The 16,260-nt window shown below is 64.9% G+C and carries 16 protein-coding genes; 9 read left to right on the top strand and 7 right to left on the bottom strand.

Going from position 1 to position 16,260, the window contains the following annotated elements; all coding sequences use genetic code 11:
* Positions 1–89 precede the first annotated feature (89 nt).
* Both I4X03_RS11050 and I4X03_RS11045 read left to right on the top strand, forming a co-directional pair.
* Positions 90–917: a response regulator gene (locus I4X03_RS11050; RefSeq protein WP_223468276.1), complete on the top strand. Its 828-nt coding sequence runs from the start codon at positions 90–92 to the stop codon at positions 915–917.
* A gap of 126 nt (positions 918–1,043) precedes the next feature.
* Positions 1,044–2,036, top strand: a complete 993-nt coding sequence (locus I4X03_RS11045; RefSeq protein ID WP_223468576.1) for a gamma-glutamyl-gamma-aminobutyrate hydrolase family protein — start codon at positions 1,044–1,046, stop codon at positions 2,034–2,036.
* A gap of 113 nt (positions 2,037–2,149) precedes the next feature.
* On the opposite strand, the gene I4X03_RS11040 is transcribed toward I4X03_RS11045, so the two are convergent.
* From I4X03_RS11040 to I4X03_RS11020, 5 genes are all read right to left on the bottom strand, one after another.
* Positions 2,150–3,268 carry a YbdK family carboxylate-amine ligase gene (locus I4X03_RS11040; RefSeq protein ID WP_223468275.1) on the bottom strand — a complete coding sequence of 373 codons (1,119 nt, stop codon included), beginning with the start codon at positions 3,266–3,268 and terminating at the stop codon, positions 2,150–2,152.
* Between the two features lies 1 nt (position 3,269).
* Positions 3,270–4,448: a cation:proton antiporter gene (locus I4X03_RS11035; protein ID WP_223468274.1), complete on the bottom strand. Its 1,179-nt coding sequence runs from the start codon at positions 4,446–4,448 to the stop codon at positions 3,270–3,272.
* A 123-nt stretch (positions 4,449–4,571) separates the two neighbouring features.
* Entirely contained in the window at positions 4,572–5,741 is a 1,170-nt protein-coding gene (locus I4X03_RS11030; RefSeq protein ID WP_223468273.1) for a vWA domain-containing protein, read from the bottom strand.
* Positions 5,735–6,328, bottom strand: coding sequence for a GNAT family N-acetyltransferase (locus I4X03_RS11025; protein ID WP_223468272.1), 594 nt, complete (start codon positions 6,326–6,328; stop codon positions 5,735–5,737). Before I4X03_RS11025 ends, I4X03_RS11030 begins: the two co-directional genes overlap by 7 nt.
* A complete protein-coding gene (locus I4X03_RS11020) occupies positions 6,328–7,191 on the bottom strand; it encodes an AAA family ATPase (protein ID WP_223468271.1) in 864 nt (287 codons plus the stop codon). Before I4X03_RS11020 ends, I4X03_RS11025 begins: the two co-directional genes overlap by 1 nt.
* A gap of 187 nt (positions 7,192–7,378) precedes the next feature.
* On the opposite strand from I4X03_RS11020, the gene I4X03_RS11015 reads away from it, so the two are divergent.
* From I4X03_RS11015 to I4X03_RS11005, 3 genes are all read left to right on the top strand, one after another.
* On the top strand, positions 7,379–7,711 hold the full coding sequence (locus I4X03_RS11015) for a c-type cytochrome (protein ID WP_223468270.1): 333 nt from the start codon (positions 7,379–7,381) through the stop codon (positions 7,709–7,711).
* 11 nt (positions 7,712–7,722) lie between these two features.
* On the top strand, positions 7,723–8,064 hold the full coding sequence (locus I4X03_RS11010; RefSeq protein WP_223468269.1) for a c-type cytochrome: 342 nt from the start codon (positions 7,723–7,725) through the stop codon (positions 8,062–8,064).
* 113 nt (positions 8,065–8,177) lie between these two features.
* A complete protein-coding gene (locus I4X03_RS11005) occupies positions 8,178–9,698 on the top strand; it encodes a SulP family inorganic anion transporter (protein WP_223468268.1) in 1,521 nt (506 codons plus the stop codon).
* Positions 9,699–9,706: 8 nt separating this feature from the next.
* On the opposite strand, the gene I4X03_RS11000 is transcribed toward I4X03_RS11005, so the two are convergent.
* Positions 9,707–10,126: a DUF1841 family protein gene (locus I4X03_RS11000; RefSeq protein WP_223468267.1), complete on the bottom strand. Its 420-nt coding sequence runs from the start codon at positions 10,124–10,126 to the stop codon at positions 9,707–9,709.
* A 39-nt stretch (positions 10,127–10,165) separates the two neighbouring features.
* A complete protein-coding gene (locus I4X03_RS10995) occupies positions 10,166–10,789 on the bottom strand; it encodes an RNA pyrophosphohydrolase (RefSeq protein ID WP_223468266.1) in 624 nt (207 codons plus the stop codon).
* Positions 10,790–10,992: 203 nt separating this feature from the next.
* Here I4X03_RS10995 and I4X03_RS10990 point away from each other — a divergent pair, with 203 nt between their 5' ends.
* From I4X03_RS10990 to I4X03_RS10975, 4 genes are read left to right on the top strand one after another with little or no spacing between them, the layout of a single operon-like run.
* Positions 10,993–12,726: a proline--tRNA ligase gene (locus I4X03_RS10990; RefSeq protein WP_223468265.1), complete on the top strand. Its 1,734-nt coding sequence runs from the start codon at positions 10,993–10,995 to the stop codon at positions 12,724–12,726.
* Positions 12,723–13,346 carry a lytic transglycosylase domain-containing protein gene (locus I4X03_RS10985; RefSeq protein ID WP_370660507.1) on the top strand — a complete coding sequence of 208 codons (624 nt, stop codon included), beginning with the start codon at positions 12,723–12,725 and terminating at the stop codon, positions 13,344–13,346. The genes I4X03_RS10990 and I4X03_RS10985 overlap by 4 nt, the downstream gene beginning before the upstream one ends.
* Positions 13,347–13,367: 21 nt before the next feature.
* Positions 13,368–14,699: an alkaline phosphatase gene (locus tag I4X03_RS10980; RefSeq protein ID WP_223468264.1), complete on the top strand. Its 1,332-nt coding sequence runs from the start codon at positions 13,368–13,370 to the stop codon at positions 14,697–14,699.
* A gap of 30 nt (positions 14,700–14,729) precedes the next feature.
* A complete protein-coding gene (locus tag I4X03_RS10975) occupies positions 14,730–16,100 on the top strand; it encodes an alkaline phosphatase (protein ID WP_223468263.1) in 1,371 nt (456 codons plus the stop codon).
* Positions 16,101–16,260: the final 160 nt, after the last annotated feature.

Raw genomic sequence — 16,260 nt, 5'->3', positions numbered from 1 at the left:
ATGAAGTGCTTGCCAGCCTACACGAATGTGGTTAGATTCGTACGATATGGCAGGTAGCGAAGGCCCGATGTTTTTATGTGTTTATAAATATGCACGAGAAAAAATATCCGTTCGCGGTGCGGCTGACCGGGTTTCCACCCCGCGAGCAGGCCAGCATCGCAGCCTTGCTGGCCCAGGCGCCGCCGTCCGGGCCTGCCTACTTGCGCCTGCTCGACGACAGCCTGCAGGAGCCTGACCTGACCATCGCCAACGGCGACGACTACCATGCCCTGGCCGCGCTGCCGGCCAACGGCATGGCCGAACTGCATCCGGCGCTGGTGGTCGGCGAGTGCCTGGCGGACCATGGTTTCCCCCGCGTGCCGCGCCCGGTTACTGCCGAAAAGCTGTTCGCCGTGATGGCCGCCCTGGTCGCGCGCCGCGCCGACGCGATGGCGCGCATCATGGCCAGCGGCCTGCCTTACATCCCAGAACGGCGCCGAAGTCCGCGGCTGGACCTCGACCTGACCGATCCTTCCGACTACATCATGCGGCGCAAATCGCCATCCACCGGCGCCGTCCTCATCATCGACAAAGGCGCCGCCTTCCGCGACCACCTGGCGCGCCTGGTGGCCACCCGGCGCATGGGCGTCGAATGGACCGACAGCGCCCCGGCCGCGCTGCGCCTGTGCGAAGAAACCCCGGTATCGGTGGTAATGGTCAATACCGCCGCCAGCAGCATCGACCCCTACCAGCTGTGCAGCGCGATCAAGCGCCAGGACACCGGCGCGCGGATCGCGGTGGTCCTGATGGTCAGCTGCAGCTACCCGTACGACAGCGCGCGCGCGCGCGCCTGCGGGGTGCGCGGCCTGCTCGACAAGCCGATTCCCGACCGGGCGCTCATCGGGGCGCTGCAGAGGCTGCTTTCGCTGCCGGCGTGAGTGGATTAAGGTAAATTTAATCGTGCGCGGGCTCGTCCGCGATATAGTTGAGGCATGCCAGATATAGAAAAGCCGCAGCCACCTGAGAACCAGGCCGACCGGGATCCTCGCCCGTCACCCGAATTGATGCCGGAACGGCGCGTCGCTCCTGCCCCTGACAGCGGCCAGCCCGCTGCCCGCGTGCCCGACCGGCGTTCGCCCGATCGCGCCGCCGACCGCACCCCGTCCACCGAAGGCGTCCCGCGCTATCAGCGCGAGGGCGACACGCCGCTGGCGCTGGCGCGCAGGGTCATCTCGTCGCGCTGGCGCGCCATGCGCGACCGGCTCAGCCGCGACTTCATGCGGCGCACCCTGCGAATCGGCGTCTCGGCGCGCATCTTCCATCCGGAACCGGGGTCCACTGGCCTGCGCAGCAAGAACCTGCAGTACCTTGAAGAGTCGATCGCGCAGTGGGTCATGTCGCGCGATGTACTGGTCTTCATGATCCCGACGGTAAACACCAACGGGCTTCTCCATCCAAGCAACATCACGCTGCGCCACTACGCGCGCCATCTCGACGGGCTGGTGCTGCAGGGCGGCGCCGACGTCTCGCCGCAGACCTACTCAGAGACGCCGACCCGGCCCGAGTGGAGCGGCGACCGGGCGCGCGACCTGTACGAGCTGGAACTGCTGCACGAATTCGTCGACGCCGGCAAGCCGGTGCTGGGTATCTGCCGCGGCTGCCAGCTGATCAACGTGGCGTTCGGCGGCACCTTGTACCAGGACGTCGAGACCAATGTGCCGGAGGCGCGCGCGCACGTGCACAGCGACTACGACGCGCACCGCCACGAGGTGGTGTTCCCGCCGGGGTCCTCGCTGGGGCAGATGTTCCCGCGCGTGCAGCGGCCGGTGGTCAATTCGATCCACCACCAGGCGGTGAAGGACCTGGGACGCGATATCACGGTCGAAGCGATGTCGGACCCGGACGGCATCGTCGAGGCGATTCGCTACCAGCGCGCCGATTTTGTGATGGGGCTGCAGTGGCACCCTGAGTTCCACCGGGCCGGCGGGGTCGACCTGCTCGATTGCACGCCGATCCTGGACGAGTTCTTGCGCGCCGCGCGCGAGACCCGCTTCTGACAGGTAGCGGCCAGGTAGGGCGGATAATCCCCTTGGGGCGCATCCGCCGCTGTCGCGTCGCGTTGACCCAGCCGCGCGGCTGCGCCTGATGGGCTGATCCGCCCGGAGTTCGATTACCGCTTTCCCCTGAACTGGCGGATCGCGGCATCGACCATTCCCTCGGCGCTGCCCTGCTGTTCGAACTGGCGCCGCAAATAGGTGGCGTCGCCGCCTTCCTGCACCACCTGCGCCAGGTGCCTCAGCGCGTCCATGCTGCCGAGCGCCTCGCCGTGCGGCTCCATCTTGCGCAGCGTCGTCAAGATATCCTCGCGCAGCGACATCGTTTCATAGGTCTTCGGATGCGTGATCGCGCCGTCCAGGCCGAACCGGCATGCCTGGAAGCGGTTGAAGTTGTACACCAGGTAATCGTCCTCCACCGGCGCCTGTTCGCGCCGCTCCAGCAGGTGCCGGCACAGCGCCTGCAGGTACCCGGCCAGCGCCGCCGCCCGCTCCACCGTCAGCGGCGTATCGCACACGCGCAGTTCGATGGTGCCGTACTCCGGCTTGGGCCGCACGTCCCAGTAAAAGTCCTTCATGCTCTTGATGATCCCGGTCGCTTCCATTTTGGCGAAGTAGACGTTGGCAAAATCGTCCCACGACAGCGTGAAGGGCGCGCGCCCGCTCATTGGAAACGCGAACACGGAGTTCAGCCGCGCCGAGTCGAACAGGCTGTCCTGGCCCTGTACAAACGGCGACGACGCCGACAGCGCGATGAAGTGCGGGATGTAGCGGTTCAGCGAATGCAGCAGGAACATCGCGTCGTCGCCCGACGCGCAGCCGATGTGCACGTGCTGCCCGAACACCGTGAACTGCTTGGCCAGGTAGCCGTACAGCGACGACAGTTGCTGGAAGCGCTGCTTGGGGAAGATGCGCTGCTCCGACCAGTGCTGGAACGGATGCGTGCCGCCGCCGGCAATGCCGATATTGAGCTGGTCGGCGGCGGCCACGAGCGTGTCGCGGATGTTGCGCAGTTCTTCCAGCAGCGGCCCATAGCACGAGTGCACGCTGGAGTTAATCTCGATCATGCTCTCGGTGATTTCGGGGGTGACGTTGCCCGGGAAGGGCTTGCGCGCCAGCAGGTGCAGCAGGTCGGGGCTGGAGGCGCTGAGGTCGAAGTCGGCCAGGCTGACCAGCTGCAGCTCGAGCTCCACGCCAAAGGTCAGGGGTTGGGATTGTGCGAAAGGTTCGAGCATGTCAGGACTCCGGTGCTTCGTTGGCCAGCTTCAGCGCGCGCTGGACGATGATCGGGCCAAGGACTTCGAGCAGGATGGTCACCGCCGCCATGGCCTGCAGCTCGGCGGCGACGTAGACGCCGCGCTGGCGCGCATGCTCGAGCAGCAGGATCACGAACACCGACGCCGGAGCCAGCGCGAGGCCGGTCAGCAGGCCCTTGCGCCAGGAAATGCCCGACAGGTGCGAGAACGCTGCCACGCCCATCGTTTTGGTGACCAGCCGGACGGCGACGACGGCAACGGCCAGCGCGCCGCCGGCGACGATGTCGCGCCAGTCCAGCAGCGAGGCGGCGTACACGAACAGCAGCACTGTCAGCAGTTCGCCCAGCGCGCCGAAGTTGCGCTGCGCCTGGCTGAAGGCGATGCGGCGGTGGCGCGCGGTCAGGCCGAACACCAGGGTGGCGACCACCGGCGACAGCTGCGCGGTGTAGCTGATGGTGACCAGCAGGATCACGGCCAGCGCGAAGGCGACCGTGGCGTCCTGCGACACGTTGCCGAGCCGGCGCAGCAGCGCGGGGACGGCAACGCCGAAGAACGCCCCGGTGGCGGCCGATATCGCCAGCGCCGCCATGCTGCTCAGGATGGCGTCGCCGATGTCGTCGGAGGTGTTGAAGATCCAGAAGCCGACGATGATGTTGAAGGTGAACACCGCCAGCACGCAGTTCAGCGCCGACAGGTGCAGCACGCGCTCGGTGACCTGCCCGGAACTGCGCAGCTCGTTGACGACGCGGATCACGGTGGCGGGGGAGGTCGACATGGCCAGCGAGGCGAGCATCATCGCGGCCATGATCGAGGTGCCGAAGGCCATCGCGACGAGGTACACGGCCACGAAGGTGAGGGCGGCTTCGGCCAGCCCGGCCACGCCGAACCAAGGATTGGTGCGCAGCCAGCGCAGGTTGATGCGGTAGCCGAGTTCACACAGGATCAGGCCGAAGGCGACGTCGGCAAGCAGCAGCACCGGGCCGTCGCCGCGCGCCGGCAGCACGCCGATCTGCGAGCTGGCGAGCGCGAAGCCAATGATGCCGTAGAAAGTAATTTTGGGCAGCCCGGTCAGGCGATGGCCGAATTCGCCAGCGAGCCATGCCAGGCAGATGGCAACCGGCCAGGACAGGTTGGTGAGAATTGTGAGCAATTCCGGCATGGTGTCCTTGTTGAGTTCGTTGCGCGTTTTTGACGCTTGCCGATTCTACAAGAGCGAGGGGGGCGCACGATTCGAGTGCGGCAAAGGCCCCGTCGTTCCCGCCTTCGCGGGAGCGGCGGGCCCTTACTTGCTGAGCAGGCGCATGGCCCGTTCCAGCCCTTCGATGGTCAGCGGGAACATCCGGTGATTCATGATCTGCAGGATCACGGAAATTGACTGCCGATAATGCCAGGCCGCTTCCGGCTCGGGGTTCAGCCAGACAAATTTCGGGAAGGCATGGCAGAAGCGGGCCAGCCACTCGGCGCCGGCTTCCTCGTTGTTGTACTCGATCGAGCCGCCCGGCTGCAGGATCTCGTACGGGCTCATGGTCGCGTCGCCGACGAAAATCAGCTTGGTGTCGGGCGGGTATTTGCGCAGCACGTCCCAGGTCGCAAACCGCTCGCTGCTGCGGCGCCGGTTGTGCTTCCACAAATAGTCATACACGCAGTTGTGGAAGTAGAAGAACTCCATGTTCTTGAATTCGGTGCGCGCGGCCGAGAACAGCTCCTCGGTGCGTTCGATATGGTCGTCCATGCTGCCGCCGACGTCGAGCAGCATCAGCACCTTGATCTTGTTCTTGCGTTCGGGCTGCATCTTGATGTCGAGGTAGCCGGCATTGCTGGCGGTGGCGCGGATGGTGGCGTCGAGCGCCAGTTCCTCTTCCAGTCCCTCGCGCGCGAATTTGCGCAGGCGCCGCAGTGCGACCTTGATGTTGCGCGTGCCCAGTTCGCGCTCGGCGTCGTAGTCGCGGTAGCTGCGCTGCTCCCAGACCTTGACGGCGCTGCGGTTGCGCCCCGACCCGCCGATGCGGATGCCTTCCGGGTTGGTGCCGCCATTGCCGAACGGCGAAGTGCCGCCGGTGCCGATCCACTTGCTGCCGCCTTCGTGCTTTTCCTTCTGCTCCTTGAGCAGCTCGTTAAGCCGGTCCATCAGCTTGTCGTAGCCGAATTTTTCCAGCTGCGCGCGCTGTTCGTCCGACAGCTCGCGCTCCATGCGCTTGATCAGCCAGTCCAGCGGTATCGCCTTGTTGCCCTCGAACGAAGCCTGCACGCCCTTGAAGTACAGCGCAAAGGCGCGGTCGAACTTGTCGAAGTTGGCCTCGTCCTTCACCAGGGTCAGGCGCGACAGGTAGTAGAAGTCGTCCATCGATGGCGCGATGACGCTCTTCTCCATCGCTTCGAGCAGGGTCAGGAACTCCTTGATCGACACCGGAATCTTGGCGTCTTTCAGGGTAAAGAAGAAATCGATCAGCATGGTGTCTGGTGTTGGTGCAGTTTGTCGCGCAGGCGCGCGTTCACGCCAGGCCACTCGCTGCGCAGAATGCTGTACATGACCGCGTCGCGCACGGTGCCGTCGCGGCGCGCATTGAAGTGGCGCAGCACGCCGTCCTTGGTCGCGCCGATCCGCTCGATTGCCGCCTGCGAGGCGAAGTTCAGGTGATCGGTGCGCAGGCCGACCACCGCGCAGCCGAGCGTGTCGAATGCGTGCGTCAACAGCAGCAGCTTGCAGCTGGTGTTGACGTGGCTGCGCTGGCGGCTTTTCGCATACCAGGTCCAGCCGATTTCAACCCGGTCCACCGCCGCCACGATGTCGTGGTAGCTGGTGGTGCCGATCACCGCGCCGCTGGCGGTGTCGACGACGGCGAACGCCATCCGGTCGGCCATCCCCAGCGCCGTGCTGATGTACTGCTCGACGTTGTGCGGCTCCGGCACCGAGGTGACGCGGATGTTCCACAGCTCGCCGTCGCTGGCGGCCGCGCGCAGCCCGGCGGCGTGGCCCAGGCTCAAGGGCTCGAGGCGCAGGCCGTTCAATTCCAGCGTAATCGGCTCGACCCGGATCATCAGCGGTTGGTCCTCGACATATAGACAAGGCGTTCGAACAGGTGGACGTCCTGCTCGTTCTTGAGCAGCGCGCCGTGCAGCGGCGGCACGGCGGCCTTGGCGTCCGGGTTGCGCAGCGCTTCCGGCGGGATGTCTTCGGCCAGCAGCAGCTTGAGCCAGTCGAGGAACTCGGAGGTCGATGGCTTCTTCTTCAGGCCCGGCACCTCGCGCAGCTGGTAGAAGGTCTGCAGCGCGGCGGCCAGCAAATCCTGCTTCAGGGTCGGGAAGTGCACCTGGACGATCTGCTCCATCGTGTCCTTGTCCGGGAACTTGATGTAGTGGAAGAAGCAGCGGCGCAGGAAGGCGTCCGGCAATTCCTTCTCGTTGTTCGAAGTGATGATGACGAGCGGGCGATGGCGCGCAACCACCATCTCGCGCGTTTCGTAGACGTAGAACTCCATCCGGTCGAGTTCGCGCAGCAGGTCGTTGGGGAACTCGATGTCGGCCTTGTCGATCTCGTCGATCAAGAGCACCACCGGCTCGGGCGAGTTGAACGCCTGCCACAGCACGCCCTTGACGATGTAGTTGTGGATGTCGCGCACCCGCTCGTCGCCCAGCTGCGAGTCGCGCAGGCGCGAGACGGCGTCGTACTCGTACAGGCCCTGCTGGGCCTTGGTGGTCGACTTGATGTGCCACTGCATCAGCGGCATGTTCAGCGCTTGCGCCACTTCTTCGGCGAGCATGGTCTTGCCGGTGCCGGGTTCGCCTTTGATCAGCAGCGGGCGCTGCAGGGTGAGCGACGCGTTGACGGCCAGTTTCAGGTCATCGGTGGCGACATAGCTCTCGGTGCCTTCAAAACGGTTCTGCTGATGCGGTGCTTGCATGGGAAAGGTAGGGTGAAGTTTGATTGGTTTCAGTATATTCCACATCCGCTGGTCCGTTGTAAGCGCTCCCATTGCACAGCGCGAATGTGGACGGCCCGCACCTGTTTGGGTTAGAATCGCAGGTTGATAGTGCGAAAGATGTCGTTTTTGCACGTGCGGTACCCGATTACCTCTTACCATCGCCACCATGAAAAAATTCTTCGCACTGCTCATGTTCGCCAGCATCGCCAACGTTGCTGCAGCGGCTGACGTCGTCGCCAATGCCAAGGCCGCCAAGGTCGAGATGTGCATCGGCTGCCACGGCATTCCTGGCTACAAAGCGACTTTCCCAGAAGTTTATTCCGTACCGATGATCGGCGGCCAGTCGGCCAAGTACATCGAGAATGCGTTGAATGCTTACAAAAAGGGCGAGCGCAAGCACCCGTCGATGCGCGGTATCGCAGCATCGATGAGCGATCAGGAAATTGCTGACGTGGCTGCGTACTACGCGCAGCAGACCGCCCAAACCGCGAAGAAATAAGGACGAGAACCATGAAAAAGATGATTGCAGCCCTGTTCTTCGGCGCGATGTCCATGAGCGCTGTCGCAGCTGGCAATATTGCCAACGGCGAAGCCCTGGCCAAGAAATACAACTGCGCAGCCTGCCACGGCGCCGACTACACCAAGGCGATCGACCCGAGCTATCCAAAGCTGGCCGGCCAGCACGCCGACTACCTCAAGCATGCGCTGGTCGCCTACAAGCGCGGCGCAGGCCCTAACGGCCGCAACAACCCGATCATGACGGGCCAGGTCCAGCCGCTGTCGAACGCCGACATGGCCGACATCGCAGCTTACCTGCACAGCCTGCCTTCGGCGCTGGTCATCAAGCGTTAATCCCCCGGTCATCGTATTGATGACCCCAAAAATCCTTTCAGCCGGCGCCACGCTCCGGTGCGAAAGGATTTTTTCATTTCTGCGGCGCGCCGGCGCCTGCCCTGGAGTCTCCCTTGCCTGCTTTTGATATCCGCGACGCCAAGACCAACCTGCTCAGCGGCCTGACTGTGGCGCTGGCCATGGTGCCCGAGGCGATCGCCTTCGCGCTGGTGGCCCAGGTGTCGCCGCTCACCGGCCTGTACGCCGCCGTGCTGGTGGCGTTTATTACCTCCGCCTTCGGCGGCCGGCCCGGGATGATCTCCGGCGCGACTGGCGCGCTGGCCGTGGTGATGGTGGCGCTGGTGGTCGCCCACGGGCCCGAGTACCTGTTCGCCACCGTGGTCCTGATGGGCATCCTGCAACTGCTGTTCGCCGCCGCGCGCCTCGGCAAGTTCATACGCATGGTGCCGTACCCGGTGATGCTCGGCTTCGTCAACGGGCTGGCGATGGTGATCTTCATCGCGCAGTTCGGCCACTTCAAGGTTGCCGGCCCCGATGGCGTGCAGCAGTGGATGAGCGGTGCGCCGCTCTACACGATGCTCGGTCTGGCGGCGCTGACGATGGCGATCATCTATCTGTTCCCGCGCGTGACCAAGGCGGTGCCGGCCACCCTGGTGGGCATCCTGGCCGTGTCGGCGCTGGTGGCGCTGGGCGGCATCGACACCAAGACGGTGGGCGACCTCGGGTCGATCAAGGGCGGCTTCCCGTCCTTCCACCTGCCGCAGGTGCCCTTGAGCTGGGAAACGCTGGCGATCATCTTCCCGTACGCGCTGGTGCTGGCGGCGGTCGGCCTGATCGAGTCGCTGCTGACGCTGACCCTGATCGACGAAATCACCGACACCCGCGGCCAGCCAAACCGCGAGAGCATGGCGCAGGGCGCCGCCAACGTCGTCACCGGCCTGTTCGGCGGCATGGGCGGCTGCGCGATGATCGGCCAGAGCATGATCAACGTCAACAGCGGCGCGACCGGGCGCTTGTCCGGGATTGCGACGGCGCTGTTCCTGATGGCCTTCATCCTGTTCGGCTCGGCCTGGATCGAGCGCATTCCGCTGGCCGCGCTGATCGGCGTGATGTTCGTGGTGTGCCAGAAGACCTTCGAGTGGGGCAGCTTCCGCCTGTTCGGCAAGGTGCCGCGCGCCGATATCTTCGTCGGGCTGCTGGTGGCGGTCGTTACGCTGGCGTTCGACCTGGCCATTGCCGTGATCACCGGCGTGATCGTCTCGGCGCTGGTGTTCGCCTGGGAGCACGCCAAGAACGTGCGCGTCACCGCCTCGATCGATGCCAACGGCTGGAAGGTGTACGAGCTGGAAGGCTCGCTGTTCTTTGCGTCGGTGGCCGGGTTCGGGCAGATGTTCTCGCCGAAGGACGATCCGCAGGATGTGGTGATCGAGTTCCGCCGCGCGCGGGTGGTGGATCATTCGGCGATCCAGGCGATCGACGCGCTTGCCGACCGCTACCGCCAGGCCGGCAAGCGCCTGCACCTGCGGCATTTGAGCCCGGACTGCCGCGAGGTGCTGGAAACGGCGAAGGGCATGATCGAAGTGAACCTGCTGGAGGATCCGCGCTATCACGTCGCGGACGATAAGCTGGGGTGATTCGCCGCCTAGCGGCGGCGCACGCAGGCGAGATATGCCGCGGTGTCGGGCGGCGTGCCATTGCGCTGCGACGCCCAGATCATCTCGCCGAGGCATTCCATGATCTGGTGGTGCGCGTCATGTTCGCCGATCCGCTGTACCAGCGCATGATGCGCGGCGCGGATGCCGGGCGGCTGGTCGATCGACACCTGCTCGGCGATCGACAGGTGCATGGACAAGTGCAGGAAGGGATTCGCCTGGCCGCCTTCGACCGAGTAGTCGCGCGCAATGGCGCTGTCGGCGTCGGATAAGACATCGGCGTATTCGGGGTGCCGGGAAATCCAGTCGGCCGCGATGGCATCCATCGGGGTCAGGACTTCGCCGGCGCGCTGCTTGCGGAACGCTTCGCAGAAGAAGCGCCGCACATCATGGGAGGACGGGGTGAACATGGGCGTATTGTACCGCTGTCCACCCATCCCCGCCGCCGACTAGCTCTTTCCAGGAGCCAATACCAATTCCTGCACCACGACGCACTGGGGCTCGACCGCCACCACCTGCGGCGCCGGCTGCTGGGCGCGCTGGGGATGCGGCTGGCGCAGGTAGCGCGGCGTGTGCCGGCGTTCCTGCCCGGCATGCGCCGGCCAGGACAGGAAGCGCGACAGCTCCTGCAAGGCGCGCTGATAGACATCGCGCTTGAATTCGATCACGACATCGAGCGGCACCCAGTAATCATGCCAGCGCCAGGCGTCAAACTCGGGGTGGTCGGTCAGGCGCAGGTTAACTTCGCTATCGCGCGCGACCATCCGCAGCAGGAACCAGATCTGCTTTTGCCCGCGGTAATGCCCGCGAATCTCGCGCTTGATGAAATGATCGGGCACTTCATAGCGCAGCCAATCGCGGGTACGACCCACGATTTTGACGTGCTCCTGCCGCAAGCCGATTTCTTCTTCCAGCTCGCGGTACATCGCCTGTTCCGGCGTTTCGCCGTATTTAATGCCCCCTTGCGGGAATTGCCACGAGTGCTCGCGCACCCGCTTGCCCCACCACACCTCGTTCTGGGCGTTTAGCAGGATGATGCCGACGTTGGGGCGGAACCCTTCACGATCGAGCATAGTGCACCTCGAAACTTTCTGCGGCCGGGCGCCTTCTTACATTTTTGCCCACATATCCGGGCATCCACCAGGTTTTCGCAGCGCGAAAACGGCAGATACCGCATCAAACGGGTTTGTTTGTACAAAGAATGGTCGCATCGGCCAGCTAATCCTTTAAAATTAGGTTGATTATAACTCTCTCTTTTTAAAAAGAATTCATCCATATGCGTGCCTCCCGTTTTTTTATTTCAACTCTTAAAGATGCGCCATCCGACGCCGAAATCGTCAGCCACCAGCTGATGATGCGCGCCGGGATGATCAAACGACTCGGTTCGGGCATTTATACCTATATGCCGACCGGTCTGCGCGTGATCCGCAAGGTCGAAGCGATTATCCGGGACGAGATGAACAAGGCAGGCGCGATCGAGCTCTTGATGCCGCTGGTGCAGCCTGCCGAACTGTGGCAGGAGACCGGCCGCTGGGAGAAAATGGGCCCTGAGCTGATGCGCGTGAAAGACCGCCATGGCCGCGAATTCGCGATCCAGCCGACCTCCGAAGAAGTCATCACCGACGTGGTGCGCGGCGAGATCAAGTCGTACCGCCAGCTGCCGCTGAACTTCTACCATATCCAGACCAAGTTCCGCGACGAGCGCCGTCCGCGTTTCGGCCTGATGCGCGGCCGCGAATTCACCATGAAGGACGCCTACTCGTTCGACCGCGACCTGGCCAGCATGCAGGCCTCGTACAAGGTCATGTTCGACGCCTACACCGCCATCTTCACCCGTTTCGGGCTGAAGTTCCGCGCGGTGGCGGCCGACAACGGCGCCATCGGCGGCACCGGCTCGCATGAATTCCACGTCATCGCCAGCACTGGCGAAGACGCGATCGTCTACTGCCCGACCTCCGACTACGCCGCCAACATGGAAGCGGCCGAAGCGCTGGCGCTGACCGGCGAGCGCGCCGCCGCCTCCCAGGAGCTCGCCAAGATCGCCACGCCAGGCGCCACCAAGTGCGAAGCGGTGGCCGAGATGCTCAAGGTCGACCTGTCGCAGACCGTCAAGTCGATCGCCCTGACCGTCGAGCGCGAGCTGGAAGGCAAAGTCACGAAGGAAAACTGGCTGCTGCTGATCCGCGGCGACCATGAGCTGAACGAAGTCAAGGTCGGCAAAGTGCCGGGCCTGGCGAACCACCGCTTCGCGACCGAAGACGAGATCCTCGCAGCCTACGGCACCATCCCTGGCTACCTGGGCCCGATCGGCGCGCTGCAAGCGGTGCGCGTGGTGGCTGACCGCACGGTGGCCAACATGACCGATTTCGTCTGCGGCGCCAACGCCGAAGGCTTCCACTACACTGGCGCCAACTGGGGCCGCGACGCGGGCGAGCCGGAAGTGGCCGACCTGCGCAACGTGATCGAAGGCGACGCGTCGCCGGACGGCAAAGGCGTGCTGGCGATCGAGCGCGGTATCGAAGTGGGCCACGTGTTCCAGCTTGGCACCGCCTACTCGGAAGCGATGAAGGCCACCTTCCTCGACGAGAACGGCAAGCCGGCGCCGCTGCAGATGGGCTGCTACGGCATCGGCGTGACCCGTATCCTGGGCGCGGCGATCGAGCAGAACTTCGACGACAAGGGCATCATCTGGCCGACCGCGATCGCGCCGTTCGAGCTGGTGCTGTGCCCGATGGGCTACGACCGCAGCGAGATGGTCAAGGAAGAAACCGACAAGCTGTACGCGGCCATGCAGGCAGCCGGCGTGGACGTCGTCATCGACGACCGCGGCCTGCGCCCGGGCGCGATGTTCGCCGACTGGGAGCTGATCGGCGTGCCGCACCGCGTCGTCATCGGCGACCGTGGCCTGAAGGAAGGCAACCTGGAATACCAGGGCCGCCGCGATGCAGAAGCAACCGCAGTGCCGGTCGCCGGCATGGTGGACTTCATCAAGGGCAAACTCGCCCAGTGAAGCGCAGCAGTATAAGCATTGGAGGCATCGCCGGCGCCGCGCTGGTGGTGCTGCTCGCCTGCGCCAATGTGGCGCAGGCCGGCAACCAGAAAGAAGAAGCGATGGCCGACGGCGTCCGGCTGGCGCTGGCCAACGCCATCAAGGACGCGCGGCCGCCCAAGCCGGTGTTCCGCGACGAAGCCGCGCGCCTGCGCTACGAGCGCTGGCTGGCGCAGATGTCCGAGCGCCTCAAGCGCAAGATCCCCGATGACCTGTCGCGCCGCGAGTTCCTCGAAGCGGCATGGTATGAATCGAGCAGGGCCGGGCTGGACCCAGGCCTGGTGCTCGGTCTGATCCAGGTCGAATCGGCATACCGCAAGTACGCGGTGTCGATGGTCGGCGCGCGCGGCTACATGCAGGTGATGCCGTTCTGGGCCAAAGTCATCGGCGACAACGACCGCAGCAAACTCTTCCACATGCAGACCAACCTGCGCTACGGCTGCTCGATCCTGCGGATGTATCTCGACATGGAGAAGGGCAACCTGTACCTGGCGCTGGGCCGCTACAACGGCAGCCGCGGCAAGCCGAAGTACCCCAACGCGGTGCTCGGCGCATGGAAGAAGTGGGAATTCCACGAATAACTCAACACGATAAGGCACAACATGCGACTTCACCTCGTTGCGGCCGCCGCATTGCTGGCGGGCCTGGCCGGATGCGCCACCGCGCCGCCACCGCAAAGCGCAGGCGCCCAGCCGAAGAACATCATCTTCTTCCTTGGCGACGGCCTGGGGATCAACACCTTGACCGCCGCGCGCATCTACGCGGTGGGCGAAGACGGCCAGCTGACGCTCGACACGCTGCCCGAATCGGCGTTCGTGAAGACCTACTCGAACGACGCCCAGGTGACCGACAGCGCCGCCTCGATGACCGCCTACATGACGGGGGTGAAGGCGAACAACGGCGTGATCTCGATGGGCGCGGTGACCCTGGCTGAACTGGCCAAGCAGCGCGGCATGTCGGCCGGGCTGGTCACCACCACCCGCGTCACCGACGCCACGCCAGCGGCCACGTATGCGCACGTGCCCAGGCGCGAGCTTGAAGGCGAGATCGCCGCGTCGCTGGTGCCGGGCGGAGCTGGCTACAACGCCGCACTTGGCGCGGCGGGGCTCGATCTCGTGTTGGGCGGCGGCGTCGACGCTTTCGTCAAGCGTGGCGACGGCCGCAACCTGCTGGCTGAACTGCGCGCCAGGGGCTACCGCACGCCGATGAACACGGCCGAGATGAAGGCGCTCGACGAACGCCCAGGCCAGCCGGTGATCGGCCTGTTCGCCCCGTCCGACATGAGCTTCGACGCGCTGCGCGACCCGGCCAGAGAGCCGAGCCTGACCGAGATGACTTCCAAAGCCATAGGCGTGCTGTCGAAAAACCCGAACGGCTTCTTCCTGATGGTTGAAGGCGGCCTGATCGACCTGGCCCTGCACGCCACCAACGCCAAACGCGCGCTGCAGGAGACCGTGGCGTTCGACCAGGCGCTCAAGGCCGCGATCACGCAGATGCAGGCGATTGACCCGGGTCTGAAGAATACCCTGATCGTCGCCACCGCCGACCATGACCACACGCTGCTGCTGAACGGCTATGCCAAGCGCACCGGCCCGACCACGGCCACCGAGCCTGGCGTGCTGGGACTGATCAAGCAGCTCCCCGACGGCAAGCTGCGCCGCGACCTTGACGGCGCGCCGGTCACCATCATTGGCTTCGGCACCGGCGAGAACCGCGTCCAGGGCGGCCGCGCAACGCAAGCGGCGCTGACCGACGCCATTGTCAGCGCCGACGACTACCACCAGGAAGCGGTGGTGCGCATGGCGCCGGGCAACGAGACCCACGGCGGCACCGACGTTTACCTCGGCGCCATCGGCGCGGGCGCGGAACGCTTCCACGGCACCATCGACAACACGCACGTTTTCAAGGTCATCAAGGCGGCAGCTGGCTGGTAAGCCGCGGCGCACAATGAACAGGGCTCAACAATGAAACCAAACCGACTCCCCGCGCTGCTGCTGGCCGCCGCGATCGCCCCGGCGTACGCCGCCGGTCCCGCGAAGAACATCATCTTCTTCCTTGGCGACGGCATGGGCCCGACCACCATCACGGCCGCCCGCATCTACAAGTACAAGGAAGAAGGCCTGCTCAACTTCGAGAAGTTCGAACGCACGGCGCGCCTGAAGACCTACTCGAACGACGCCCAGACCACCGACAGCGCGCCGTCGATGGGGGCATACATGACCGGCATTAAGATCAACAACGACGTCATCTCGATGGCCGGCGCGAAGCCGGTGTCGCCTGCCAAGGACGCCAACGGCAATGCCACCATCGACCGCTGCGGCGAAGGCAACGGCCGCGCGGCGCCGACCATCCTGGAACTGGCCAAGGCCAGGGGCAAGGCGGTGGGCGCGATCACCACCACCGAGCTGACGCATGCCACGCCGGCCTCGACGTTCTCGCATGTGTGCGACCGCGACGCCGCGTACTCGATCGCAGCGCAGGTGGTGCCGGGAGGCGCGGGCTACAACGCGGCGCTGAAGGATGGCGTCGATGTCCTGATGGGTGGAGGGCGCAACCACTTTACGCCATACGACAAGGAGCGCAATCCGAAGGGCAGGGCGGACGGCCGCGACATGATGGCGGAGTTTGCGGCGCGCGGCTACTCGGTGGCGCTGGACCGCAATGGCATGATCGGCGCGCCGCTGGCGCGCAAGTTCGTCGGCATTTACAGCGCCGACACCCATCTCGATTACGAGCTGACGCGGCGTCCGGAGCAGCCAAGCCTGTCGGAAATGACGCGCAAGGCGATCGACCTGCTGGCGCATGACCCGGATGGCTTCTTCCTGATGGTCGAAGGCGGCAAGATCGATCATGCGCTGCATGGATCGAACGCCAAGAATGCGCTGGTCGATGCGGTGGCGATGGACGACGCGGTGCAGGCGGCGGTCGACAAGATGCAAGCGATCGACCCGGGGCTGAAGAACACCCTGATCGTGGTGACGGCGGACCATGACCACACATTGACGTTCAACGGCTACGCCAGGCGCGGCAACCCGATCCTCGATATCGTGCGCAGCTACCACGACGGCCAGCCGGCGCGCGATGCCGATGGCAAGACCTACACCACGCTGGTGTTCGGGAATGGTCCGAACCGCAAGGGCGAGCGGGTCGAGCTGACCAGCGAGCAGGTGCTTGCCGACGACTACAAGCAGGAGGCCGGGGTGCGGTTCACCGGCGAGACGCACGGCGGCGGCGATGTGAAGCTGTTCGCGACCGGCGCCGGATCGCAGGCCTTCAAAGGCACGATGGAGAACACCAGGGTGTTTCACCTGATGAAGGCGGCGTTCGGGTTTTAGTGTGAGAACCGCCAGCGTCGCCGTCGTCCCCGCGAATGCGGGGACCGATAGGTCGCCGGTTTAAGATGCGGCTGATGGATTCCCGCCTTCGCGGGAATGACGGTCTCAAACAAAAAGGCCCCGGTTCTTCAACCGGGGCCTTTTCACTTTGCCTGGACAG

The sequence above is a fragment of the Massilia soli genome, assembly GCF_016809835.1.
In the GTDB taxonomy this organism is placed as follows: domain Bacteria; phylum Pseudomonadota; class Gammaproteobacteria; order Burkholderiales; family Burkholderiaceae_D; genus Telluria_A; species Telluria_A soli.
Note: the sequence above shows the minus strand (reverse complement) of the source record. Positions and strands in the feature narration are given on the sequence as shown.